17 protein-coding genes are annotated in these 23,806 nt (G+C 71.7%); 14 read left to right on the forward strand and 3 right to left on the reverse strand.

Translation table 11 applies throughout. The annotated features are described in order from the left end of the window. The first annotated feature begins 11 nt into the window (after positions 1 to 11). The gene (sucD, locus tag ACXKZF_RS03555; RefSeq protein WP_055958823.1) at positions 12 to 914 is read left to right on the forward strand and encodes a succinate--CoA ligase subunit alpha; all 903 of its coding nucleotides are present in this window, start codon (positions 12 to 14) and stop codon (positions 912 to 914) included. A 285-nt stretch (positions 915 to 1,199) separates the two neighbouring features. Here sucD and ACXKZF_RS03560 read toward each other — a convergent pair whose 3' ends face one another. Continuing rightward, positions 1,200 to 2,651 (reverse strand): NCS2 family permease, encoded by a 1,452-nt coding sequence (locus ACXKZF_RS03560; protein WP_488985401.1) that lies wholly within the window; start codon positions 2,649 to 2,651, stop codon positions 1,200 to 1,202. 65 nt (positions 2,652 to 2,716) lie between these two features. Between ACXKZF_RS03560 and ACXKZF_RS03565 the strand changes: the two genes are divergently transcribed. The 9 genes from ACXKZF_RS03565 (at position 2,717) to purH (ending at position 14,263) form a co-directional block, all read left to right on the forward strand. After that, entirely contained in the window at positions 2,717 to 3,154 is a 438-nt protein-coding gene (locus ACXKZF_RS03565; RefSeq protein ID WP_243224057.1) for a nitroreductase family deazaflavin-dependent oxidoreductase, read from the forward strand. A 453-nt stretch (positions 3,155 to 3,607) separates the two neighbouring features. Next, entirely contained in the window at positions 3,608 to 6,265 is a 2,658-nt protein-coding gene (gene nirB / locus ACXKZF_RS03570; protein ID WP_488985402.1) for a nitrite reductase large subunit NirB, read from the forward strand. Between the two features lie 5 nt (positions 6,266 to 6,270). Continuing rightward, on the forward strand, positions 6,271 to 6,855 hold the full coding sequence (gene nirD / locus ACXKZF_RS03575) for a nitrite reductase small subunit NirD (protein ID WP_488985403.1): 585 nt from the start codon (positions 6,271 to 6,273) through the stop codon (positions 6,853 to 6,855). Then, positions 6,852 to 8,084, forward strand: a complete 1,233-nt coding sequence (cobA, locus tag ACXKZF_RS03580; protein WP_488985404.1) for a uroporphyrinogen-III C-methyltransferase — start codon at positions 6,852 to 6,854, stop codon at positions 8,082 to 8,084. Before nirD ends, cobA begins: the two co-directional genes overlap by 4 nt. Next, complete coding sequence (locus tag ACXKZF_RS03585; RefSeq protein WP_488985405.1) at positions 8,081 to 9,220, forward strand: uroporphyrinogen-III synthase; 1,140 nt, start codon at positions 8,081 to 8,083, stop codon at positions 9,218 to 9,220. The genes cobA and ACXKZF_RS03585 overlap by 4 nt, the downstream gene beginning before the upstream one ends. Next, entirely contained in the window at positions 9,217 to 10,176 is a 960-nt protein-coding gene (locus ACXKZF_RS03590) for a sirohydrochlorin chelatase (protein WP_488985406.1), read from the forward strand. The genes ACXKZF_RS03585 and ACXKZF_RS03590 overlap by 4 nt, the downstream gene beginning before the upstream one ends. A 40-nt stretch (positions 10,177 to 10,216) precedes the next feature. Continuing rightward, the gene (locus ACXKZF_RS03595; protein WP_488985407.1) at positions 10,217 to 11,911 is read left to right on the forward strand and encodes a cell division protein PerM; all 1,695 of its coding nucleotides are present in this window, start codon (positions 10,217 to 10,219) and stop codon (positions 11,909 to 11,911) included. 77 nt (positions 11,912 to 11,988) lie between these two features. Further along, entirely contained in the window at positions 11,989 to 12,588 is a 600-nt protein-coding gene (purN, locus tag ACXKZF_RS03600) for a phosphoribosylglycinamide formyltransferase (RefSeq protein WP_055958808.1), read from the forward strand. Positions 12,589 to 12,652: 64 nt separating this feature from the next. Then, positions 12,653 to 14,263: a bifunctional phosphoribosylaminoimidazolecarboxamide formyltransferase/IMP cyclohydrolase gene (gene purH, locus ACXKZF_RS03605; RefSeq protein WP_488985408.1), complete on the forward strand. Its 1,611-nt coding sequence runs from the start codon at positions 12,653 to 12,655 to the stop codon at positions 14,261 to 14,263. A 426-nt stretch (positions 14,264 to 14,689) separates the two neighbouring features. Here the strand turns inward: purH and ACXKZF_RS03610 are convergent, their stop codons facing one another. Together ACXKZF_RS03610 and ACXKZF_RS03615 are read right to left on the reverse strand one after the other, a co-directional pair. Then, complete coding sequence (locus tag ACXKZF_RS03610; protein ID WP_488985409.1) at positions 14,690 to 15,208, reverse strand: DUF1697 domain-containing protein; 519 nt, start codon at positions 15,206 to 15,208, stop codon at positions 14,690 to 14,692. A gap of 293 nt (positions 15,209 to 15,501) precedes the next feature. Next, positions 15,502 to 16,929 (reverse strand): dihydrolipoyl dehydrogenase family protein, encoded by a 1,428-nt coding sequence (locus ACXKZF_RS03615; RefSeq protein ID WP_488985410.1) that lies wholly within the window; start codon positions 16,927 to 16,929, stop codon positions 15,502 to 15,504. Positions 16,930 to 17,468: 539 nt separating this feature from the next. On the opposite strand from ACXKZF_RS03615, the gene ACXKZF_RS03620 reads away from it, so the two are divergent. The 4 genes from ACXKZF_RS03620 (at position 17,469) to ACXKZF_RS03635 (ending at position 23,791) form a co-directional block, all read left to right on the forward strand. Then, on the forward strand, positions 17,469 to 19,178 hold the full coding sequence (locus ACXKZF_RS03620) for an AlkA N-terminal domain-containing protein (protein ID WP_488985411.1): 1,710 nt from the start codon (positions 17,469 to 17,471) through the stop codon (positions 19,176 to 19,178). After that, the gene (locus ACXKZF_RS03625; RefSeq protein ID WP_488985412.1) at positions 19,175 to 19,672 is read left to right on the forward strand and encodes a methylated-DNA--[protein]-cysteine S-methyltransferase; all 498 of its coding nucleotides are present in this window, start codon (positions 19,175 to 19,177) and stop codon (positions 19,670 to 19,672) included. The genes ACXKZF_RS03620 and ACXKZF_RS03625 overlap by 4 nt, the downstream gene beginning before the upstream one ends. Before the next feature lie 442 nt (positions 19,673 to 20,114). After that, complete coding sequence (locus ACXKZF_RS03630; RefSeq protein ID WP_488985413.1) at positions 20,115 to 21,977, forward strand: ABC transporter ATP-binding protein; 1,863 nt, start codon at positions 20,115 to 20,117, stop codon at positions 21,975 to 21,977. Then, positions 21,974 to 23,791, forward strand: a complete 1,818-nt coding sequence (locus tag ACXKZF_RS03635; protein WP_488985414.1) for an ABC transporter ATP-binding protein — start codon at positions 21,974 to 21,976, stop codon at positions 23,789 to 23,791. The genes ACXKZF_RS03630 and ACXKZF_RS03635 overlap by 4 nt, the downstream gene beginning before the upstream one ends. The last annotated feature ends 15 nt before the right edge of the window (positions 23,792 to 23,806 follow it).

The raw sequence follows: 23,806 nt of genomic DNA on the forward strand, positions 1-23,806 counted from the left end.
ATACAGAGAACATGTCGATCTACCTCAACAAGGACTCCAAGGTCATCGTCCAGGGCATCACCGGCGGCGAAGGCACCAAGCACACCGCCCTCATGCTCAAGGCCGGCACCCAGGTCGTCGGTGGCGTGAACGCCCGCAAGGCCGGCACCACCGTCTCGCACAAGGACGCGTCGGGCAACGACGTCGAGCTGCCCGTCTACGCCTCGGTCGAAGAGGCCATCCGCGAGACCGGCGCCGACGTGTCGATCGCGTTCGTGCCCCCGGCCTTCACGAAGGACGCGATGGTCGAGGCCATCGACGCCGAGATCCCCCTCCTCGTCGTGATCACCGAGGGCGTGCCCGTCGGCGACACCGCCGAGGCGTGGGCCTACGCGAAGAGCAAGGGCGAGAAGACCCGCATCATCGGTCCGAACTGCCCCGGCATCATCACGCCCGGTGAGGCGCTCGTCGGCATCACGCCCGCGAACATCACCGGCAAGGGTCCGATCGGCCTCGTGTCGAAGTCGGGCACCCTGACCTACCAGATGATGTTCGAGCTGCGCGACCTCGGCTTCTCGACCGCCATCGGCATCGGCGGCGACCCGGTCATCGGCACCACACACATCGATGCGCTCGCCGCGTTCGAGGCCGACCCCGAGACCAAGGCCATCGTCATGATCGGCGAGATCGGCGGCGACGCCGAAGAGCGCGCCGCTGCCTACATCGCCGAGAACGTCACCAAGCCCGTCGTCGGCTACGTCGCCGGCTTCACCGCCCCCGAGGGCAAGACCATGGGCCACGCCGGCGCCATCGTCTCCGGCTCGGCCGGTACCGCCCAGGCGAAGAAGGAGGCCCTCGAGGCCGCCGGTGTCAAGGTCGGCAAGACGCCGTCCGAGACCGCGTCGCTGATGCGCGAGATCATCGAAGCCCTCTGACGCTTCCTGACGAAAGGGCCCGGATGCCATGGCATCCGGGCCCTTTCGCGTTCCCGGGGGAGTGAGCGAGCGGTGGTGGGCCGGTGTGCGTTCGGTGGGTGCGGCTTCGGGTTCCGCGAGGCCGCGCGCGATTACCGAAGACGTATCCGTTGGGAGGCGAAGGGGTGCGTCCTCGACGAACGAATGCGGCCTCGGCGCGGCCCCCGTCGCTCCGCCGCGCCGCGGCAGCGACTCAGACCGGGCCCGGATGTGATGGCATCCAGGCCTCTTCGAGGCGTGCGACGATCAGCCGAGCAGCGCCTCGACCGGCCCGCGGGCGAAGAAGACGACGAAGCCGGCGGCGACGATCCACAGCAGCGGGCTCACCCGGCGGGCGCGTCCGGACAGCGCCTGGATGAGCACCCAGCTGACGAAGCCCGCGCCGATGCCGTTGGCGATCGAGTACGTCAGGGGCATGATCGTGACGGTCAGGAAGACCGGGATCAGCACCGACAGGTCGCTGAGGTCGACGTGGCGGATCTGTCCCATCATCAGCGCTCCGACGATGACCAGGGCGGCGGCCGCGATCTCGGTGGGCACGATGCTCGTCAGCGGCGTGAAGAACATCGCCAGCAGGAACAGGGCTCCGGTCACGACGTTCGCGAGGCCCGTGCGGGCGCCCTCGCCGATACCCGATCCCGACTCGATGAACACCGTGTTGGACGACGACGAGGTGGCGCCGCCCGCGACGGCGCCGATGCCCTCGATCACCAGCGCCGAACGCAGACGCGGGAAGGTGCCGTCGGGGGCGGCGAGCCCCGCCTCGCGAGAGAGGCCGGTCATCGTGCCCATCGCGTCGAAGAAGTTCGTGAACACCAGCGTGAAGACGAGCATGAGCGCGGCCAGCACGCCGATGCGGCCGAACGATCCGACGAGGTCGACCTGGCCGACCAATGACAGGTCGGGCAGGCTCACGAGCTGCGACGGCAGGGTGGGCACGCTCAGCCCCCACCCGCCGGCGTTGCCGTCGGCCTTGGCGCCGAGGCCCACGAACGCCTCGACGATCACGGCGATCACCGTGCCGGAGACCAGTCCGATCAGCAGCGCGGCTTTGACCTTGCGCACCATCAGCACGGCGGTGATGACGAGGGTCAGCACGAACAGCGCCGTCGGGATCGTCGTGATCGAGCCGCCGACACCGAGACCGACCGGCGGTGAGTTGAGCCCGGTCGCGGTGACCAGCCCGCTGTCGACGAAGCCGATGAACGCGATGAACAGGCCGATGCCGACGGTGATGGCGGTCTTTAGTGCGAGCGGCACGGCCTCGAAGATCATGCGGCGGAGGCCGGTGACCGCCAGCAGCACGATGATGAGGCCGTTGATGACGACGAGACCCATCGCCTCGGGCCAGGTGACCCCGCCGACGATGCCGACGGCCAGGAACGAGTTGATGCCCAGGCCCGCCGCAAACGCGAATGGCAGGCGGGTGACGAGGCCGAACAGCATCGTCATGACGCCCGCGGTGAGAGCGGTGACGGCGGCGACCTGGGGGAAGCCGAGGGCGTTGCCCGCGACGTCGGGGGTTCCCGACAGGATGATCGGGTTCAGGATGACGATGTACGCCATCGTGACGAAGGTGACGACGCCGCCGCGCACCTCGGCGCCGACGGTCGAGCCGCGGGCGGTGATCTCGAAGAACCTGTCGAGACGGTTCTTCGGGGCGGGAACGGTCGTGGTCTCGGGAGCGGAAGCGCTCATGAAGGCTCCAGAAAAAGGGGGAAGGGTTAGACCGGAGGGGAAGACGCCGACGTATCGTGTGAGCTATGTCACTCTCAGGAGAGTATCTACCCAGCACCAGCGAATGGGCCCGCCAGCAGGCGGAGACGTTCGAAGCCACGGGGGGCCAGGAGTCCGCCGACATGCGGGGCGTACCCATCATCGTCCTCACCACCGTCGGCGCCAAAACCGGGGGTCTGCGCAAGACCGCCCTCATGCGCGTCGAGCACGACGGCAAGTACGCGGTCGTGGCATCCAAGGGTGGGGCGCCCGAGCACCCGGCCTGGTTCTACAACCTCGTGAAGAACCCCCGCGTCGCCCTGCAGGACGGCGACGTGAAGAAGGAGTACGACGCGCACCAGGCCGAGGGGGCCGAGCGCGACGAGTGGTGGGGCTACGCGACCGAGGTCTGGCCCGACTACGACGAGTACCAGAAGAAGACCGACCGCCGCATCGAGCTGTTCGTACTCGAGCCGGTGGCCTAGAGCCCGCCCCGGCCCCCCGCCCCCGCGGGCGCCCCCCTCGTTGAGTGTCCAAGACATGCCGCTGCGCCTTCGCGAAGGCGGCGTGTTCCGGACACTCAAGGGGCCCGCGGCCGCGCTCCGCGGCGTGGAGGCGGGCGCCGCCGGTCGAGCTGTCGAGTGTCCGAGACACGCCGCTGCTCGCCGGGGGATGCGGCGTGTTCTGGACACTCAACGGGGGTGGGTCGCCGCGGCGGGCCGAGGGGGGCGCTTCCGCCCGCCTCTTGAGTGTCCGAGACACGCCGCTGCTCGCCGGGGGATGCGGCGTGTTCTGGACACTCGACGGGTCAGGGGGCCGGGTGATGGATGCCGGGGGGCGCAAACCTCACACGAACACCGCGGCCCCGTGAGAGAAACGTTCGCCGGGGGTAACGCCGGGGCGAGGGCGGGGAAACCTCCGTTGCTTAGCGTCGGGGCATGGCCCGCACGAACCCCGCAACCGGTACGAAACACGCCGCTGACCGCCGCGCAAAGTCCGCCGCGTACGGTGACGACGTGCTCCACCCTGCGTCATCCGGCTCCGTCGTCGTCGTCGGCGCGGGAATGGTGGCGCATCGCTTCGTCGAGAGCCTCACCAGCCGCGACACCGTCGGACGCTGGGCGGTCACGGTGCTCGGCGACGAGGCCCGTGGCCCCTACGATCGCGTCGGATTGACCGGCTACTTCAACGGCAAGACACCCGACGACCTCGCCCTCGATCCCGCCGTGCTCGATCACGAGCGGGTGCGGGTCGAGACTGATGCGCGCGTGACGAGCATCGACCGCGAGAACCGCACCGTCACAACGGCCGGCGGCTCCACGCACTCCTACGACCGCCTCGTGCTCGCCACGGGCTCGTACGCGGCCCGCCTCGCGCTCGACGGCTTCGATCACCAGGGCTGCTTCGTGTACCGCACGCTCGACGACGTCGCCGGGATGCGCGCCTGGGTCGCCCAGCGCTCGGCGCAGCTGGGTCGTCCCCTGCGCGGAGCGGTGGTGGGCGGAGGCCTCCTCGGTCTCGAAGCGGCGGGTGCCCTGCAGGCCGAGGGCGTCTCGCCGTTCGTGCTGCAGTCGAACGAGCGGCTCATGTCGGCCCAGCTCGACCTGGGCGGCGCGAAGGCGCTGCAGCGGCTCATCGAGGCGCGCGGTATCGAGGTGCGCACGTCGTCGGTGACCACCCGGGTGGATGCCGACATCTCCGGCGCCGTGTGCGGTATCGAGCTGCGCGACGGCACGTGGGAGGCCGTCGACATCGTCGTCTTCACGGTCGGCGTGCGGCCCCGCGACGAACTCGCCCGCACCGCGGACCTCGCCGTCGACGCCCGCGGCGGCGTGGTGATCGACGGAGGGTGCGACACCTCCGACCCCTCCATCCTCGCGATCGGCGAGGTCGCCAGCTTCGACGGCCAGTGCATCGGTCTCGTCGCCCCCGGCTACGCGATGGCCGAGGTCGCCGCCACCCGCCTGCTGGGAGGCGAGGCGTCGTTCCCCGGCTTCGACACCTCGGCCAAGCTCAAGCTCTCGGGCGTCGAGGTCGCCAGCTTCGGCGACGCGTTCGCCGAGACGCCGAATGCGCTCGACGTCACCTACGCCGATCCGGTGTCGGGCGTCTACAAGAAGCTCGTGCTGAGCGACGATGCGCAGACCCTGCTCGGCGGCATCCTCGTCGGCGACGCCTCGGCGTACACCTCCCTCCGCCCCCTCGTCGGTCGCGCCCTCGGCGGCGACCCGGCGGCGTACCTCATGCCCTCGGACCTCGCGCCGGCCCCGCAGGGCGACCTGCCGGCCGACGCCATCGTGTGCTCGTGCAACGGCGTGACCGCGGGCACGGTTCGGGATGCCGTGACCGAGCACGACTGCGCGGATGCCGCCGAGGTCAAGGCGTGCACGAAGGCGGGAGCGGCGTGCGGCTCGTGCTTCACGCTCGTGAAGAAGCTCGTCGCGACCGAGCTGGCGGCATCCGGAAAAGAAGTGTTGAACGGCCTCTGCGAGCACTTCGCGTTCACCCGCGCGCAGCTCTTCGACGCCGTCCGGGTGTCGGGCCTGAAGACCTTCACCTCGATCGTCGAGCGCTTCGGCACCGGCCGCGGCTGCGACATCTGCAAGCCGGCGCTCGCCAGCATTCTGGCGAGCCTGTACTCGGGGCATGTGCTCGACGGCGAGCTCGCGACGATGCAGGACACCAACGACCACGTGATGGCCAACATCCAGCGCGACGGCACCTACAGCGTCGTCCCGCGCATCGCGGGTGGCGAGATCACGCCCGAGGGGCTCGTCGTGATCGGCGAGGTCGCCCGCGACTTCGGGCTCTACACGAAGATCACCGGCGGCCAGCGGATCGACATGTTCGGTGCCCGTCTCGAGCAGTTGCCTGAGATCTGGAAGCGCCTCGTCGACGCCGGCTTCGAGTCGGGGCAGGCGTACGGCAAGTCCCTGCGCACTGTGAAGTCGTGCGTCGGTCAGACCTGGTGCCGCTACGGCGTGCAGGACTCCGTCGGCATGGCCGTGCAGCTCGAACTGCGCTACCGCGGTCTGCGCTCGCCGCACAAGATCAAGTTCGGCGTCTCGGGTTGCGCGCGCGAGTGCGCCGAGGCCCGCGGCAAGGATGTCGGGGTCATCGCCACCGAGGCCGGCTGGAACATGTACGTCGGCGGCAACGGCGGCTTCACCCCGCGTCACGCGGTGCTCTTCGCTGAGGGGCTCGACGACGACGGGCTGCTGCGGGCGATCGACCGGTTCTTGATGTTCTACATTCGCACCGCCGACCGGCTTCAGCGGACGGCCCCGTGGATGGAGGACTACGAGGGCGGCCTCGACGCGCTGAAGGGCGTCGTTTTCGACGACACCCTGGGCGTTGCGGAAGACCTCGACCGCGCCATGGCCGCGCACATCGACAACTACGAGGACGAGTGGGCCGCGACTCTCGCCGACCCCGAGAAGCTCAAGCGGTTCCAGAGTTTCGTGAACGCCCCCGACAAGGCCGACCCCACGCTTGCGTACGTCTCCGAGCGCGGACAGCCCCGCCCCGCCACCGACGAGGAGCGCACCTCGGGTGCCGTGTTCATCGGCGGCACGACGCTGGCGGTGCGCTCGTGACGATCGTGGATGCCACGACCCCGGATGCCACGGAAACGGATGCCATGACCCCGGATGCCGCTGCCCCCGCCGCCCCGCCGCTCGCTGCTTCGCCGTCGGTCACGGCGGCCGCGGCCGCGCCGCCGTCGCCCGCCTCCTCTCCGTCGGCAGCTTCCGTCCTCGCCTCCGCCGCGTCCGGCGCCGCGGAGCCGGCCCCCGCGCCCGCTGCCGGCGCAACGGCCCCCGCGGCTCCGCCCGCCCCCGCCGCGGGCTGGGTGCGCGTCTGCCGCGTCGACGACCTGCTCGTCGAGCGCGGGGCCGCCGCCCTCATCGGCGACCGGCAGATCGCGCTGTTCCGCACCTTCGACGGTCGGCTCTACGCCACCGACCAGATCGATCCGTTCAGCGGCGCGGCCATCATGTCGCGCGGCATCGTCGGCGATCGAGCGGGCGTTCCCACCGTGGCATCCCCGATGTACAAGCAGGTGTTCGACCTGCGCACGGGTGGCTGCCTCGACACGCAGGGCAAGGATCCGCAGTCGCTCGCCGTCTACCCGGTGGCCGTCGCCGAAGGCGATGTGCACGTGAAGATCCCAGGAGACCCCCGATGATCGCCCTCGCAGGCCTCGACCTCACCGACCGTCTCGTCGTCTGCGTGGGCGCGGGCCGCGTCGCCGAACGCCGTATCGACCGCCTTCGTGCCGCGGGTGCCCGCGTGCGCGTCATCGCGCCCCAGGCCACCGTCGCTCTCGCGGCACTCGCCGCGGCCGGCGACATCGAGTGGCTCGCCCGCCCGTTCGAGGCGTCCGATCTGGACGACGCCTGGTTCTGCCACACCGCGACCGGGTTGGCATCCATCGACGCCCTCGTGGTCGACGCGGCCGAGGCGCGGCGCGTGTGGTGCGTGAACGCCGGGCACGGGGGCAAGGGCACCGCGCGCTTGGCCGCCGAGACCACCAGCGGCGACGTGATGGTCGGCGTCGTCTCAACGGCCGGCGCCGACCCGCGCCGCAGCGTCGCCGTGCGCGACGCCATCGCCGCGCGCCTCGCCGAAGGCGCCCTTCCGCTCCGCCGCCGACGGCGCACACCCGTGGGGGGTGTCGCGCTCGTCGGCGGCGGCCCAGGTCCGGTGGACCTGCTGACCGTGCGCGCTCGCGCCCTGCTCGCCGAGGCCGACGTCGTCGTGCACGACCGCCTCGGACCCACCGGCGTGCTCGCCGAACTCGGCGACGACGTCGAGCTGATCGACGTCGGCAAGCGGCCTCAGCACCACCCCGTGCCGCAGGACGAGATCAACGCGATCATCGTCGACCGCGCCGCGAAGGGCCTGCGGGTCGTGCGTCTGAAGGGCGGCGACCCCTTCGTCTACGGCCGCGGCGGCGAAGAGGTCCTCGCGTGCCGGGCCGCCGGCATCCCCGTCGAGGTCGTCCCCGGCATCTCGAGTGCCATCGCAGTGCCGTCGGCCGCGGGTGTCCCCGTCACACACCGGGGTGTGGCCGGTACTCTGCACGTTGTGAACGGTCAGGAGACGCCGAGCGAGGCCACCCTCGCCGCCCTTCGCGACGACACCGCCACGGTGGTCGCGCTGATGGGTGTGAGCGCTCTGCCCCGCTTCGTCGCGGCCGCCCGCGCCGCGGGTGCGCCCGACACGCGCCCCGTCGCCTTCGTCGAGAACGGCCACACGCCCGCTCAGCGCACGATCCGCACGACCCTCGGCACGGCGATCCAGGATGCCGAGACCCACCGCCTGGCCAACCCGGCGGTGCTCGTGTTCGGCGAGGTCGCCCGCGCCGACCTGCTGATGCCGGTGCCCGCGCTGCGGGGCGAGGGGGCCGGGTGACCGCTCCCGTCCGGACGATCAGCACGGTGCTCCAGGGGTGCACCATGCTGCTTCCCGTCGACCGGCGCTCGGGGGAGCTGTCGGCGGCCCTCGAGCGTCACGGTGCGCGCGTGCGCGTCGCTCCGGCGCTGACGATCATCCCGCACGTCGACGACGACGAGCTCATCGCCCATACCCGCCAACTCGTCGCGGATCCGCCCGACGTGGTGGTCGCGACCACCGGCGTCGGATTCCGCGGCTGGATGGAGACCGCCGACGAGGCGGGCCTGCACGACGACCTGAGCTCCGTGCTCGAGCGGGCGCGCATCGTCGCGCGCGGCCCCAAGGCGCGCGGAGCGATCCAGCAGGCGGGGTTCGAGGCCGATTGGGTGGCCGAGAGCGAGACGGCGGCGGAGCTGCGCGACTTCCTCGTCGCCGAAGGGATCGAGGGGCTCCACGTCGCGGTGCAGCACCACGGCTCGGGTGCCGACGGCCTCGACGAGGCGTTCGAGGCGGCGGGCGCCCGCGTGACGAGCCTCACCATCTACCGCTGGGGTCCGCCGCCCGACCCCGAGGTCGTCGCAGCATCGACCCGCCAGGTCGCCCGGGGCGAGGTCGACGCCGTACTGTTCACCTCCGCCCCCGCGGCGCGCGAGTGGATTCTCGCAGCCGGCCGCGCCCACGCCCTCGAGGGGGTGGCATCCCGAGCTCGAGACGGCCGGGTGCTGGTGGCTGCGGTCGGTCCGATCACCGCCGGCCCCCTGCTCGACGCCGGGATCGATCCGCTCGTGCCCGACCGGGGGCGCCTCGGCGCGCTCGTCCGCGCGGTCGTGACGCACTACGGCGGCCCCGAGGCCCCCGCGATCCCCACGACGGTCGGTCGCCTCGGCATCCGATCGGCCGGTATCGTGCTCGACGGCGTCTTCACGGCCCTGCCGCGCACGGGGGTGGAGATCCTGCGGGCCCTCGCACGCCACCCCGGCGCGGTCGTCTCGCGTACCGACCTGGTGGCCGCACTCTCGAGCGCCGAGGCGAGCGGGCACGCGGTCGAGGTGGCCGTCGCCCGCACGCGCGAGGCGCTCGGCGGCATCGACCTGATCCGCACGGTCTACAAACGCGGCTACCGTCTCGACCTGGTCGACGAGGAGGACTCATGACCGCCGTACTCATCGCCAGCGCCCATGGCACCCGGTTCGAAGAAGGGCGCGTGGTCATCCGCGCGCTGCTCGACGTGCTGCGCGAGACCGCGCCCGAGGGCGTCGAGGTGCACGAGGCCTACGTCGACGTCCACGGGCCCTTCGTCACCGACGTGGTGGCCGCCGCGCGCGAGCGCACGGACGACATCGTCATCGTGCCGCTGCTGCTCTCGACCGGTTACCACACCGAGGTCGACCTCGTGGAGGCCGCCGGAGGCCTGCCCATCGCCCGCGCCCTCGGGCCGCACCCGGTGCTCGCCGAGATCCTCGCCGACCGCGTGCGCGCCACCGGTGCCGGCGCCACCGACACGGTCGTGCTCGCCGCCGCCGGTTCCACGCGCCCGGGCGCGGTCGTCGACGTCGAGCGGATGGCAGAGCTCATGGCGGATGCCGGCGTGGCCGGCCCCATCGTGACGGCGTACGCCGCGGCATCCGAACCTCGCATTCCGGATGCCGTGGGCGCGGCGCGCTCCGCAGGCGAGCGGACGGTGGCGGCGAGCTACGTGCTCGCCCCCGGGCATTTCTCGCGCGTGATCGAAAAGGCGGAGGCCGACCTGACGTCGGAGCCGATCGGCGCCGACCCGCGGCTGGCTGACATCGTGTGGGAGCGCTGGCGCGAGGCGCGTGAGGCTGCGGCGGCGGACGCTGCTGCGGGGGAGGTGGCTCAGCCCGTCGACGCGTCCGGGTGTGCTGCGGCGGAGAGGGCTGTGCCTGTCGAAGCCTCCGGGCGCGGGCGGGGTCCGGTCCCTTCGACGAGCTCGGGGACCTCTCGGCGACGACGCGTCGTGAAGCGGGTCGCGCGGGTGACGGGCCGTGCCGTGCTGGTGGCGCTGCTCGTGCTCCTGGCCGGGGTCGTCGTCCTCGCTGCAGCGGGCCTCTCCGACGATCGGGGAGTGCGGCGACGCCGCCGCGCCTGAGAGGCGGGCTCCGGCTGCCCGGGTAGGGTTCCTCTCGCCCATGCATCGCCTTCTCGTCGCCCTCCTCGCCGCCCTCGACGCCGTGCTGGCCGCCGCGGGCGGCATCGCGGTGATCCTCGCGCCCCTCGCGCTGCTGTGGGTCTTCGGCGTCGGCGACCCCGACTGGGGAGCGCTGTGGCCGGCCTCGGCCTCCATCTGGCACCTCGGTCATCTCGTGCCGGTCACGGTCACCCTGCCCGACGCGTACCTCGCGGCGACCGGCATCGATCCCACGTTCGCATCGTTCACGTTGTCGCTCGCGCCGCTCGCCCTCGCGGCTTTCACCGCCCTGTTCGCCGCTCGCTCCGGAGCTCGCGCGGCCGCGGCCGGGGCGGCGATCACCGGGTGGCTCTCGGGCTCGGTGGTCTTCGCCGGGATCGCGGCGCTCGTGGGGGTGAGCGCCAACGCCGAGCTGGTGGCATCCGAGGTGTGGCTGGCCATCCTGCTCCCGTCGCTCCTGTTCTTCGTGCCGTCGTTCCTGGGCGCGTTCATCGGCGCCTGGCGCGTCGGCGACGACGGCCCGGTCGATGCCCTGCGGACGCGCATCCGACGGCTCCCGCACGCCTGGGCCGAGGTGCCCGCGCTCGTCGTGAGGGGACTCGCCTTCACCACCCTCGGACTCGTCGCCGTCGGCGGCGTCGTGGTCGTCGTGGGCCTCATCGCGCGCTCCGCTCAGGTCATCGGCCTGTATCAGGCGAGCAACGCGGATGCGATCGGTGCGACCGTCATCGCCCTCGGCCAGCTCATGTACCTGCCCACCCTCGTCGTGTGGGCGGTGGCCTTCACGGCCGGCCCCGGCTTCGCCCTGGGCACCGACACCGCCGTCACCCCGGCCGGGACGCAGGTCGGCGCGCTCCCCGGCATCCCGGTGCTCGGCGCCGTGCCGGACTCGACCTCGTCGTGGCTGCTCCTCCTCGCGTTGCTGCCCGTGGCCGTGGGTGTGATGACCGGATGGATGCTGCGATCCCGGATGCCGCGTACCGCCGGCCCCGAACCGTTCGGCCCGCGCCTGGTGGTGACGCTCGCCGTCGCCGCGCTCACGGGCGGTGTCGGTGCGCTCGCCGCCCTCGCCTCATCGGGCTCGATCGGTCCCGGACGCCTCGCCGACACGGGACCCGAGCCCGGCCCGCTCGCCCTCGTGCTCGGACTCGAGGTGCTCGTCGGGCTCGCGATCCTGCTGCTGAGCCCGCGCGGGGGCGGGGACGACGTCGACGACGACCGCCACGACATCGCCGCTCGTTCCGGCGGGAACTCCGCGTTCGTGTCGTCCGGTGCTCGTTCGGACCTCCCGTCGTGGCCCTCCACCGATCGGTACCCCGACGCACCGCCGGCCACGGCGCCGTCGGGGTGGGGTCATCTGCCGGGGTGGGCCGGAGGCGACACGGACGAGCCCGCGGATGCCGTGCCGGCGGGTGCGACCCCGACCGGGGCGCCGTCGACCGGCAGCGATTCGAGCGGCGTCTCCCTCGGGGGTTCGCTCACGGGGACGACCCCGGCCGGCGCGGGAGCGTCGACGAAGAAGACGAAGGCTCCGACGAGCACCTCCGACGTGCCGCCGAGCGACCCGTCGACGACGGACGCGCCGTCCTCGACCCCGGATGCCGTGCCGGACGACGACGTGCGCGCGCGTATCCGCGCAGCCTGGGCGGCGGCCGACGGCGACAGCGCGGGGGACGACACCGACCACCGGCGCTGAGGGGGTCGGCGGACCGCACCTCGGGCGCGACCTCGCCCGACCCTATGAGCGTCGACGCACCTGCGTAGACTGGGCGCGTGCTCACGGTCGCCGTTCTCATCTCCGGCACCGGCTCCAACCTCCGCGCCCTGCTCGAGGCGGCATCCGCCCACGACTTCCCGGCGCGCGTGGTCGCGGTCGGTGCGGATCGCGAGGCCGACGGCTTCGCCCACGCCGAGCACTTCGGCATCCCGACCTTCCTCGTGCCCTACGGGGCGTTCGCGTCTCGCGAGGAGTGGGGCGCCGAACTCGGGGCGCAGCTCGCCGTGTGGCAGCCCGACCTCGTCGTGCTGAGCGGCCTCATGCGCCTGCTGCCCGCCGACCTCGTCGCCGCATGGCAACCCCGCATGATCAACACGCACCCCGCGTTCCTGCCGGAGTTCCCCGGCGCGCACGGTGTGCGCGACGCGCTCGCCGCCGGGGTCGAGCAGACCGGCGCGAGCGTCATCGTCGTCGACTCGGGCGTCGACACCGGGCCGATCCTGGCGCAGGAGCGGATCCCCGTGCTGCCCGGCGATGATGAAGACGCCCTGCACGAGCGCATCAAACCCGTCGAGCGACGACTGCTGATCGACGTCGTCCGACGCATCGCCGAAGGTGAGCTCGACCTCGCCGCCACGGCATCCCGAACCGCCTGACCCGCCGGCGGGCGTCGGCCCGTCGCGCATACGAATCCGACTCGAGACACAGGAGCCGAAAGCCATGGCCGGACCCCGCCACGACCCCGCCGACTACCGTCCCCGCGACGTCGTCCCGATCCGCCGCGCGCTGGTGTCGGTGAGCGACAAGACCGGTCTCCTGCAGCTTGGTGAAGCGCTCGCCGCCGCCGGTGTCGAGATCGTCTCGACCGGCGGCTCGGCCACGCTGCTGCGCGACGCCGGCTACGACGTCAGCGACGTCTCGGCCGTGACCGGCTTCCCCGAATCGCTCGACGGACGCGTGAAGACGCTGCACCCGAACGTGCACGCGGGCCTCCTCGCCGACCTGCGGCTGGCCTCGCACGAGGCGCAGCTCGACGAGCTCGGCATCCGTCCCTTCGAGCTCGTCGTGGTGAACCTGTACCCGTTCGTGGAGACCGTGGCATCCGGTGCCGAGGGCGACGACGTCGTGGAGCAGATCGACATCGGCGGCCCCGCAATGGTGCGCGCGTCGGCGAAGAACCACGCCAACGTCGCCATCGTCGTCTCGCCCGAGTCGTACCCGGCGATCATCGACGCCCTGCAGACGCAGGGCGGCACCAACCTCGTGCAGCGGCGCGAGCTGGCCGCCCGCGCCTTCTCGCACACCGCCGCCTACGACACCGCCGTGTCGACGTGGTTCGCCGAGGGCACGCTCGGCGACGACATCGACCTGCCCGCTCACCTCACCATCCAGGCCGAGCGCCTGTCGACGCTGCGCTACGGCGAGAACTCGCACCAGCGTGCCGCGATCTACTCGCGCGTCGGCGGCCACGGCATCGCCCAAGCAGCGCAGCTGCAGGGCAAGGAGATGTCGTACAACAACTACGTCGACGCCGATGCCGCCCTCCGCGCCGCCTTCGACATGGTCAAGCCCGCGGTGGCGATCATCAAGCACGCGAACCCCTGCGGTATCGCCGTCGCCGCTCCCAACGCGCTCGACCCGATCGCCTCGGCGCACTTGCGCGCCCACGAGTGCGACCCGGTGTCGGCTTTCGGTGGCGTCATCGCCGCCAACCGCACGGTGACGTTGAAGATGGCCGAGAACCTTCGCGACATCTTCACCGAGGTCATCATCGCGCCCGACTTCGAGCCCGAGGCGCTCGAGGTGTTCAAGTTGAAGAAGAATCTTCGCGTGCTGCGCCTGCCCGTCGACTGGCAGCAGGAGCGCATGGACGTGCGCCTGGTGTCGGGCGGCCTGCTGCTGCAGGACGCCGACCGGTTCCCCGACGACATCGAATCCGTCGCGAAGGACTGGGAGCTCGTCTCCGGCGATCGTCCCGCCGATGCCGACATGGAGAGCCTCATCTTCGCCTGGAAGTCGTGCCGCGCGGTGAAGTCGAACGCCATCGTGCTCGCCCAGGGCTCGGCCACGGTCGGCATCGGCATGGGCCAGGTCAACCGCGTCGACTCGTGCCGCCTCGCCGTCGAGCGCGCCGGCGATCGCGCAGCCGGCTCGATTGCGGCATCCGATGCCTTCTTCCCCTTCGCCGACGGTCCGCAGGTGCTCATCGACGCCGGGATCTCGGCGATCATCCAGCCCGGCGGGTCGGTGCGGGATGCCGAGGTGATCGACGCCGCGCGCGCGGCCGGCGTGACCATGTTCTTCACGGGCGAGCGCCACTTCTTCCACTGACGCGTCGCTCCACGCCGCCCCCGTGACTTCGGTCGCGGGGGCGGCGGTGCGTGTGCGGGGTGGGGGTGCGGTGGCGTCGGGTGCGGATGGGTGCGGTGGGGTCGGGTGCGGGCGTGTGCGGTGCGGGCGGGTGCGGTGCGGTGCGGCGGGTGCCGTGCGGTGTGGACGCATAAACGCGGTTCGTGCTCGTAAACAGGCTGAGTGAGTGTTTACGCGCAGGAATGGCGTTTATGCGTGTGGAGTTCGAGGCGTTGTGCGCTGGGAGATGGGCGGCGGTGTCGCAGGCGGTGACGCCGGGGCGGGTGATGTGTGCGGTGGCCGGGCGGCGCCTCGAACGCGCGCCGTCGTGGTGGGCGAGCGCCGCGTGTGGAGGAGTAGAGCGCGTGTGGGAGGAGTAGAGCGCGTGTGGGAGGAGTAGAGAGCGCGTCAGGCGCTCATCGCGATGAGCTTCGCGATCGTGTTGGCGTTGCGGGCGGTGCCGACGACACCGAGCCGCTTCTCGAACCAGCCGGCCTGCAGCTTCGAGCCGCCGATGCCTTCGGGATACCGCACGAAGACCTCGCGGCCGTCGAGAACGGCCTCTTCGGGGATGCCGTCGGGCAGCGCGAGGGCTACTGAGGCCGGTCGGCCGTCGAGGAAGACGGTCTGCACCCACCGCCCCTCCGCGCCATCCGCCCACGGGTTCCGGATCACGGTGTCGACGAGCTGTGCGTGCGTGCGCACGACGACGGGCAGATCGAAGCCGAACGCACCGCGCACGGCGTCGCGGATCGCCTGCGCGATGTCGTCGGAGGCGCGCCCGGCGGCATCGAGCACGACGTTGCCCGCCACTTGCAGCGTCTCGACCTCGCCGACACCTGCGGATGCCAGAACCTCACGCAGCGCAGGCATCTTCAGCGCCGTGGGACCTCCGACTCCGCGGATGAGGGCGACGGTGCGAGGCATGCTGCGACCCTACGCCGAGCGGACGACCCGCCGGAGAACGCGTCACGCGGAGCCCCTGAGCCTCGACGAGAAAGACCTCGGCGAGTGAGGAACGCCGGGAGAAGTCGTTTCTCGCGCGTCAGAGCGTTTCTCCACGCAAGCCGAACGCCGCCGCCGCGGCTGTGCGCTCCCGCGAGTCGCCTGGGCCGTTCCGAGCGGCGCCGCGCCCCGCCGCCCCGGGCGCGCGCCGCCGCGAGTGAGCGCAGCGGCGCAACGTATCGCCGCTCCGCGCCGCCCGGGCCGCACGGCCGCGGTCAAGCGGAGTCGCGACCGAGCGTCTCCAGCAGACGCAGCCAGACCTCGCTCACCGTGGGGTACGACGGCACGGCGTGCCAGAGGCGTTTGACGGGCACCTCTCCGACGATTGCGATGGTGGCGGAGTGCAGCAGCTCCGCGATGTCGGGGCCGACGAAGGTGGCTCCGACGAGCACACCGCGATCGAGGTCGACGATCACGCGAGCCTTGCCGACGTACGCGTCGGACTGCTCGCTCGATCCGGCGATGCTCGCCAGGTCGTAGTCGAGGACCTTCGCGTTCAGCCCCTTCTCGTCCGCCTTCTCGGCGGTGAGACCGACGGATGCCACCTCGGGATCGGTGAACGTGACCTGGGGGACCGCGTCGTGATCGGCGGTGGCGACGTGCGCACCCCACGGTGCATCGTCGACATCGGCACCCTGCGCACGGGCGGCGATCACCTCGCCGGCTGCGCGGGCCTGGTACTTGCCCTGGTGGGTGAGCAGCGCGCGGTGATTGACGTCGCCCACCGCGTAGAGCCAGTCGAAGCCGCGCACGAGCAGTGTGTCGTCGACGTCGAGCCAGGAGCCGGCTTCGAGGCCCACGGCATCCAGTCCGAGATCTTGCGTGCGGGGCGTGCGACCCACCGCGACGAGAACCTCGTCGGCGGTGACGGTGGTGCCGTCGGAGAGTTCGAGGACCACGCGGCCGTCGTCGTCGCGGCGGGCGGCGGTGGTGTCGGCCCCCGTCTTGACGGTGACGCCGCGGTCGCGCAGTGAGGTGGCCACGAGTTCGCCCGCGAACGGCTCGTTGCCCCCGAGCAGGCCCGAGCGCGCGATGATCGTGACGCGCGATCCGAGACTCTCGAACGCCGTCGCCATCTCGGCTCCCACAACGCCGCCGCCGATGATGGCGAGCGAGCCGGGGATCTGTTCGACCGCAGTGGCCTCGCGGCTCGTCCAGGGGGAGACGTCGACGAGGCCCGGGATGTCGGGCAGCAGAGCGGCGGAGCCCGTGCACACGGCCACGGCGTGCCGGGCGACGAGGTCGGTGACGCTGCCGTCGGCGGCCGTGACGCGCACGGTCTTCTCGCCGGTGAGGGTGCCGAGGCCGCGCACGAGGTCGATACCCGCACCCTGGAGCCACTCGACCTGGCCGGAGTCGTCGTAGTTGCTGGTCATCGTGTCGCGGCGCCGCAGGACGGCCTCGACGTCGAGATCGCCGGTGACGGCCTGCTTCGCTCCATCGACATCCCGCGCAGCGCGCAGGGCGGCGGCACTGCGCAGCAGAGCCTTGGACGGCATGCACGCCCAGTACGAGCACTCACCGCCGACGAGCTCGGACTCGACGATGACAGTGGTGAGCCCGGCCCGTGTGGCGTAGTCGGCCACGTTCTCGCCGACGGGGCCGGCGCCGATGACGATGAGGTCGTATTCGCGTTCGCTCATGCCGCTCACGCTACCGACGCCCTCCGACATCGTGCGGGGGTTGCGGCGGCGGCGGTGACACCCCACGCGACCAACAGCTTCGGGGCGCGTAAGGCCGTCGGGGGCAGAGAATGCGCGCCTCGAACGAGGGATCACGCCGCGAACTTTGAATCGCCCCCCGAACAGGGGATGCCGCCCCGGACCGACGGTCGCGCCTGGATCCGGGGATCGCACCGAACCGCGGGCGGCTTCGCGATCGCCCAGGACTGAGCGCGAACGCGAAGGCGGCCGGTTCCATCGGGCCCGGCCGCCGTGTCGTGCGGGTATGGGGCGTTGGTGCGCCGCCGTGTGTGGCGCGCGGAGGCGGGGACGCGTGGGGGAGAGGAGGGGATCGGGCCGAGGGAGGATGCCGGGGCGCGGGGCGATCCTCCGATCGCTGAATCTCCTCCCGTGGCGGCCGCCGGTCGGGGCCCCTCACCGTACGCCGGCGTGATCCCGCCGGAACGGCCGTGTCCGATTTCCGCCGATCGATGTCGGGGGTCGGTGGCAGAGTGGATGCCATGACCCCCACCACCGTCGACGCACCGGGCTTCCCCGAGCGCTATCGCGCCATCCAGTCGCGCGATCGCCGCTTCGACGGGCAGTTCGTCACGGCGGTGCGCTCCACGCGCATCTATTGCCGTCCCAGTTGCCCCGCCCGCACGCCCAAAGAAGAGAACGTCACGTTCTTCGCCACCTCCGCCGCCGCGCACGAGGCCGGCTACCGCGCCTGCAAGAGATGCCTTCCCGAGGCCGCACCCGGCTCGCCCCTGTGGGACGTGCGGGGAGACGTGGTGGCGCGGGCGATGCGTCTCATCGCCGACGGCGTGGTCGATCGCGAGGGCGTGCCCGGTCTCGAGCGACGACTCGGCTACTCCTCGCGGCACCTCACGCGGCTGCTCGCAACCGAGCTGGGCGCCGGGCCCCTGGCCCTCGCCCGTGCCCACCGGGCTCACACCGCGCGCGCCCTGCTCGTGGGCACCGATATGTCGTCGGCCGACATCGCCTTCTCCGCCGGTTTCTCGAGCATCCGGCAGTTCACCGAGACGATCGGCGAGGTGTTCGGCATGCCGCCGCGCGAGCTGCGGGCGCGCCGACCGGCGGGCAACGGCGCCGACGCCGCGGGGGCTGCGGCGGGCGAGATCGATCTCGCCCTGCCGGTGCGCGGACCGATCGACACGATCGGCCTGTTCGGATGGATGCGCGCCCACGCCGTCCCGGGCGCCGAGGTGGGCGACGACCGGTCGTTCGCTCGCGTCGTGCGCCTTCCCGGCGGGCCGGCGTGGTTCGAGGTGCGCCTGGCCGACGACGGTCGGCTCCGCCTGCGTGCGCGGCTGAGCGCCCTGGCCGATCTCGGCACCCTCATCGCCCGCGTCCGTCGGCTGTTCGACCTCGACGCCGACCCGCTCGCGGTCGACGAGGCCTTGTCCCGGCATCCCGAGCTGGCATCCGCGGTCGCGGCTATCCCGGGGGTGCGCGTGCCCGGGGCGATCGACGCCGACGAGATGCTTCTGCGCGCCATGATCGGTCAGCAGATCAGTGTCGCCTCGGCCCGCACGATGCAGGGGCGTCTCACCGCCGAACTCGGCGAGCCCGTCACCATCGGACCGGAGCCGCTGTCGCTCTTCCCCGACCCGGCGGTGATCGCCGAACGAGGTCACGAGGTCCTGCGTGGCCCCGCCGCCCGAATGAGGGCGATCGTCGAGACGGCCGCGGCGCTCGCCGACGGAACGCTCACCCTCGGACCGGGCGACGACGGCGTCGAGCAGCGACAGCGCCTCCTCGCGATGCGGGGGATCGGCCCGTGGACGGCCGACTACGTGCGCATGAGGGTCCTGGGCGACCCCGACGTCCTCCTCCCGGGCGACGTCGCCGCCCGAGCCGGGGCGGCCGCCCTGGGGGTGCCCTCCGACCCGGCCGGGTTCACCGCCTGGTCCGAGCGCCTCGCTCCCTGGCGCAGTTACGCGATGGCGCACTACTGGTATGCCGCCCCCGTCACCCAGGCGTGGCGATCGCCGGCCGAGACCGCGGCCGCCGCCGTCGTCTCGCGACCGCGTCGGTCGTCGCGGACCGCGCCGACCGATGTGGCCGCCGCCGTCGTCTCCCGACCGCGTCGATCGTCGCGGACCGTGCCGACAGATGTCGTGGTGAACGACGTGGCGATCGACCTGCCCGCTGCCGCCGCAACCACGGCTTCCCCTCCCCGACCCGAGAGCGAGATCCCCTCATGACCACCGCGACCCTGCAGTTCGTCGAGACGCCCGACGGCCCCTTCGCGATCCTGGCCGACGAAGACGATCGAGTGATCGTGTCCGGCTGGACCAACGACCCCGACGCGGTGGCGGCACGCCTCCGACCGGATCGCCGCCCCGCCACCGTCGTCGCCGGTGAGACGCCGGCAGCCGAGGCCGTCCGTGCCTACTACGCGGGCGACCTCGCGGCCATCGACGGCGTCGCCGTCGCGCAGTGGGGCACCACCCTGCAGCTCGCGGGCTGGGAGGCCCTGCGGCGCATCACCCCCGGCGACCCGCTCACCTACACGGGCTTCGCCGCGGCGCTCGGATCGCCCGCGGCGGTGCGGGCCGCGGCATCCATCTGCGCCCGCAACGCGGTCGCGCTCTTCGTCCCCTGCCACCGCGTGCTGCGCGGCGACGGCACGATGGGAGGCTTCGCCTGGGGCACCGACGTGAAGCGGGCGCTCCTCACGCGGGAGGTCGCGGACTGACCCGTTTGCAGATGGAACTGGTCGCGGGGGGCGACCCGTTTGCGGATGCGAGGCACCTCCGTCTGACCCCGGTGGCGGAAGCGAGAGGTCGCGGGGATGAACCGGTCGCGGATGCGAGGCGCCGCTGCCTGAAGCCGCGTGTGACCGCGGCTCAACCCGGGTGCGGCAATACACCCTTGCCCCTGGCGGCCTCGCGGAGATAATCTGGAGGGCTGCCGTCCCCCCGCGGGAGCTTCATTCGACCAAGGAGGATGCCATGGAACCGATCGACGCCCCCGTCGCCCCGGCAGTCGCCTCCTCCGTCGCTGTGCGCCTCGCCCGACGCTCCTAGGGCCACGTCTGCGCTCCGGCGCCGCCGCTCCGCCCGGCCGACGATCCTCGTCGCGCCCCCGACTTCCTGTCCGCGCCCGATCCCGGCGCCCGCTTCGACCCCACGAGGATCATGACCACCTCAACGCCTCCTCCCCGTCTCTCCACGCCGCGTGCCCTCGCGCGGTTGCTGCCCATCGCCCGGCCGGTGCTTCCGCGCCTCATCGCGGGTGCCGCCACCGCCCTCGTCGCGAGCCTGCTCGCGCTGGCCATCCCGCTGGTGCTCGAGCAGATCGTCGCCGGCCCGATCGCCTCGCTCGATCCGGGCGCCCTCGTCTGGGGCTCGCTCGCCGTGCTCGGCCTCGGTCTCGCCGAAGCCGCGATGGTGTGGCTTCGCCGCTGGTTCGTGCTCGCGCCCGCCACCAAGGTGGAGTACGACCTGCGTCAGTCGTTCTACTCGCGCCTGCAGAGTCTCCCTGTCGCGTTCCACGACCGGTGGCAGTCGGGTCAGCTGCTCTCGCGCATGATGCAGGACATCAGCATGCTGCGCCGTTGGTTGGCCTTCGGCGTCATCCTGCTCGTGGTCAACATGCTGACCATCGGCATCGGCGCCGTTCTGCTGTTCCGCTGGCACTGGTTGCTGGGCGCGCTGTTCTTGGTGACCTCCGCCCCGGTGATCTACGTCGGCTTCCGCTTCGAGAAGCGTTACGGCGCACTGACCCGCCAGAGCCAGGACCAGGCCGGCGACCTCGCCACCTCGGTGGAGGAGAGCGTCCACGGCATCCGCGTGCTCAAGGCCTTCGGCCGCGGCAAGCACGCCCTCCAGAAGTTCACCCGACAAGCGGAGTCGCTGCGCGAGACCGAGATCGACAAGGCCCGTGCCGTCGGCTGGATCTGGTTCTGGCTCGTGCTGCTGCCCGACATCGCCTTCGCGGTGTGCCTGGGCGCGGGCATCGTGCTGACCCAGCTCGGACAGCTTCAGGTGGCCGAGCTCGTAGCCTTCTTCGCCATGGCCACCGTGCTGCGTTGGCCCATGGAGTCCATCGGCTTCCTGTTCTCGTTCCTGCTCGACGCGCGCACGGCGACCGATCGCATCTTCGAGGTGTTCGACGAGCAGAACACCATCGTCGACCCCGAGACCCCGCGCACGATTACGGAGCCGCGAGGAGAACTCACGTTCGAGAACGCCCACTTCCGGTATCAGGATGCCGACACCACCGAGCGCGACCTGCTCGACGGCGTCGACCTCGTGCTGCGTCCGGGCGAGACGATGGCGCTCGTGGGGCTCACCGGCTCCGGCAAGACGACGCTCACGACACTTCCCGGTCGCCTCTACGACGTCACCGGCGGTCGTGTGCTGATCGACGGCGTCGATGTGCGCGACCTCACGCTCGCCGAACTGCGCCGCCACGTCGGCATGGCCTTCGAAGACGCCACGCTGTTCTCGCAGTCGGTGCGCGACAACGTCCTGCTCGGCCGTGAAGAGCTCACGCCCGGCTCCGAACGTGCCGAGGAGATCCTCCGCGAAGCGCTCCAGGTCGCTCAGGCGCACTTCGTCTACGACCTGCCCGACGGTCTCGACACGGTCATCGGCGAGGAGGGGCTCAGCCTCTCCGGGGGTCAGCGTCAGCGTCTCGCGCTCGCGCGAGCCGTCGCCGCGCGTCCCGCCGTGCTCGTGCTCGACGACCCGCTGTCGGCGCTCGACGTCGACACCGAGGCGCTCGTCGAAGATGCGCTGCGCGAGGTACTGAGCGAGACGACCGCCCTGGTCGTCGCGCACCGCCCCTCGACCGTCACCCTCGCCGATCGCGTGGCCCTCCTCGAGGACGGACGCGTCACCGCCGTGGGCACCCACTCCGACCTGCTCCGCGAGAGCGACCACTACCGCTACGTCATCTCGAGCCTCGAGGAGGCCGAGCGCGAGGCGCGCACGGGGGCGATCCCGGTGATCACCGCCGACGACGACGCCCGGACCGAGAAGGAGGCGACCCGATGACCACCGCGACCGTCTCCGGAACCAGCGGCGAAGACCGCTCCGACTACACGCGTGACGAGAGCCGCGCCATCCGTCAGCGCTCTCTCCGCCTGCTCGGCTCGCTCGTGTCGCCCCTGCGCAGGCAGCTCGTGCTCGCCGCCGCGGTGCTGGTCGTGTCGACGGCTCTGCGCGTCGCAGGCCCGGCGCTGATCGCCTTCGGCATCGACAACGCCCTGCCCGCCGTGATCGAGCGCAGCGACTGGATGCCGACCATCGGCGTCGTCGGGGTGTACCTGCTCGCGGGAATCGGCGGGGCGGTGCTCATCGGCTGGTACGTCGTCGTGGCCGCGCGCCTGACGCAGGCCGTCATGCTCGACCTCCGCAAGCGCATCTTCCTGCACACCCAGCGCTTGAGCCTGGAGTTCCACGAGTCCTACACCTCGGGGCGCATCATCTCTCGCCAGACCAGCGACCTCGACACCATCCGCGAGCTCCTCGACGGCGGTCTCAACGAGCTGGTGTCGGGCGTGCTGTACGGCCTGTTCACGCTGGTCGCCTTGTTCCTCATCGACTGGCAGTCGGGCCTGATCCTGACAGTCATGGGCCTGCCGATGTACCTGCTCATGCGGTGGTTCTACACGCGCTCGCAGGTCATCTACCGCGAGTCGCGCGTCATCAGCGCCCAGGTCATCGTGAAGTTCGTCGAGACCATGACCGGCATCCGCGCCGTCAAGGCGTTCCGCAAGGAGCCGCGCAACGACGAGGAGTTCGGCAAGCTCGCCGGCGACTACCGCGACGTCAACATGCGCTCGATCAAGCTGTTCGGAACGTTCGAGCCGGGCATCATGGCCGTCGCCGCCGTCTCGGTGGCGGTGGTGCTGCTGTGGGGCGGCGGCCGGGTGATCGCGGGTCCGCTCGAGATCGGCGTGCTGACGGCCGCCGTGCTGTACGTGCGCAACTTCTTCTCGCCGCTACAGGAGGTGGCGTTCTTCCTGAACTCGTACCAGTCGGCCACCGCGGCGCTCGAGAAGGTGTCGGGCGTGCTCGAGGAGCGGCCGACGGTTCCCGACCCGAGCGACCCGGTAGACCTGTGGACGGCGAAGGGACACGTGCGCTTCGACGAGGTCACCTTCGGGTACTCCGACGATCGCGTCATCCTTCCGCACTTCTCCCTCGACATCCCCGCCGGGCAGACGATCGCGCTCGTGGGCACGACCGGCGCCGGCAAGTCGACCCTGGCGAAGCTCGTGTCGCGGTTCTACGACCCCACCCGCGGAGCAGTGACGCTCGACGACGTCGACCTGCGCCGGCTGCACCCGAAGGATCTGCGCCGCGCGATCGTCATGGTCACGCAGGAGGCCTACCTGTTCAGCGGGACCGTCGCCGACAACATCGCCCTCGGCAAGCCCGAGGCCTCGATGGACGAGATCCGCGCGGCCGCTCGTGCCGTGGGCGCCGACGGGTTCATCCAGAAGCTGCCCGACGGTTACGACACCGACGTGAACAAGCGCGGCGGACGTGTGTCGGCGGGTCAGCGCCAGCTCATCTCGTTCGCGCGGGCGTTCCTCGCCGACCCTGCGGTGCTGATCCTCGACGAGGCGACGGCGTCACTCGACATCCCCAGCGAACGCCAGATCCAGGACGCGCTGCAGACCCTTCTCGCCGACCGCACGGCGATCATCATCGCCCACCGGCTGTCGACGGTGGCGATCGCCGACCGGGTGCTCGTCATGGAGCACGGCCGCATCATCGAGGACGACACCCCCGCCGCCCTCATCGCGGGCACGGGCAAGTTCGCGCAGCTGCACGCCGCCTGGCGGGAGTCGCTCGTCTGACCGACGGAAGAGGGA

It is taken from the genome of Microbacterium sp. ABR10 (assembly GCF_057812175.1).

Bases quoted from the DNA above. Each gene is read 5' to 3' on its own strand.
- ACXKZF_RS03565 (WP_243224057.1), top strand. From the start codon at position 2,717: ATGTCACTCTCAGGAGAGTATCTACCCAGCACCAGCGAATGGGCCCGC.
- ACXKZF_RS03560 (WP_488985401.1), bottom strand. From the start codon at position 2,651: ATGAGCGCTTCCGCTCCCGAGACCACGACCGTTCCCGCCCCGAAGAAC.
- ACXKZF_RS03615 (WP_488985410.1), bottom strand. From the start codon at position 16,929: ATGAGCGAACGCGAATACGACCTCATCGTCATCGGCGCCGGCCCCGTC.
- ACXKZF_RS03635 (WP_488985414.1), top strand. From the start codon at position 21,974: ATGACCACCGCGACCGTCTCCGGAACCAGCGGCGAAGACCGCTCCGAC.
- ACXKZF_RS03610 (WP_488985409.1), bottom strand. From the start codon at position 15,208: ATGCCTCGCACCGTCGCCCTCATCCGCGGAGTCGGAGGTCCCACGGCG.
- ACXKZF_RS03590 (WP_488985406.1), top strand. From the start codon at position 9,217: ATGACCGCCGTACTCATCGCCAGCGCCCATGGCACCCGGTTCGAAGAA.
- cobA (WP_488985404.1), top strand. From the start codon at position 6,852: ATGATCGCCCTCGCAGGCCTCGACCTCACCGACCGTCTCGTCGTCTGC.
- sucD (WP_055958823.1), top strand. From the start codon at position 12: ATGTCGATCTACCTCAACAAGGACTCCAAGGTCATCGTCCAGGGCATC.
- ACXKZF_RS03630 (WP_488985413.1), top strand. From the start codon at position 20,115: ATGACCACCTCAACGCCTCCTCCCCGTCTCTCCACGCCGCGTGCCCTC.
- nirB (WP_488985402.1), top strand. From the start codon at position 3,608: ATGGCCCGCACGAACCCCGCAACCGGTACGAAACACGCCGCTGACCGC.
- ACXKZF_RS03595 (WP_488985407.1), top strand. From the start codon at position 10,217: ATGCATCGCCTTCTCGTCGCCCTCCTCGCCGCCCTCGACGCCGTGCTG.
- ACXKZF_RS03620 (WP_488985411.1), top strand. From the start codon at position 17,469: ATGACCCCCACCACCGTCGACGCACCGGGCTTCCCCGAGCGCTATCGC.
- purH (WP_488985408.1), top strand. From the start codon at position 12,653: ATGGCCGGACCCCGCCACGACCCCGCCGACTACCGTCCCCGCGACGTC.
- ACXKZF_RS03625 (WP_488985412.1), top strand. From the start codon at position 19,175: ATGACCACCGCGACCCTGCAGTTCGTCGAGACGCCCGACGGCCCCTTC.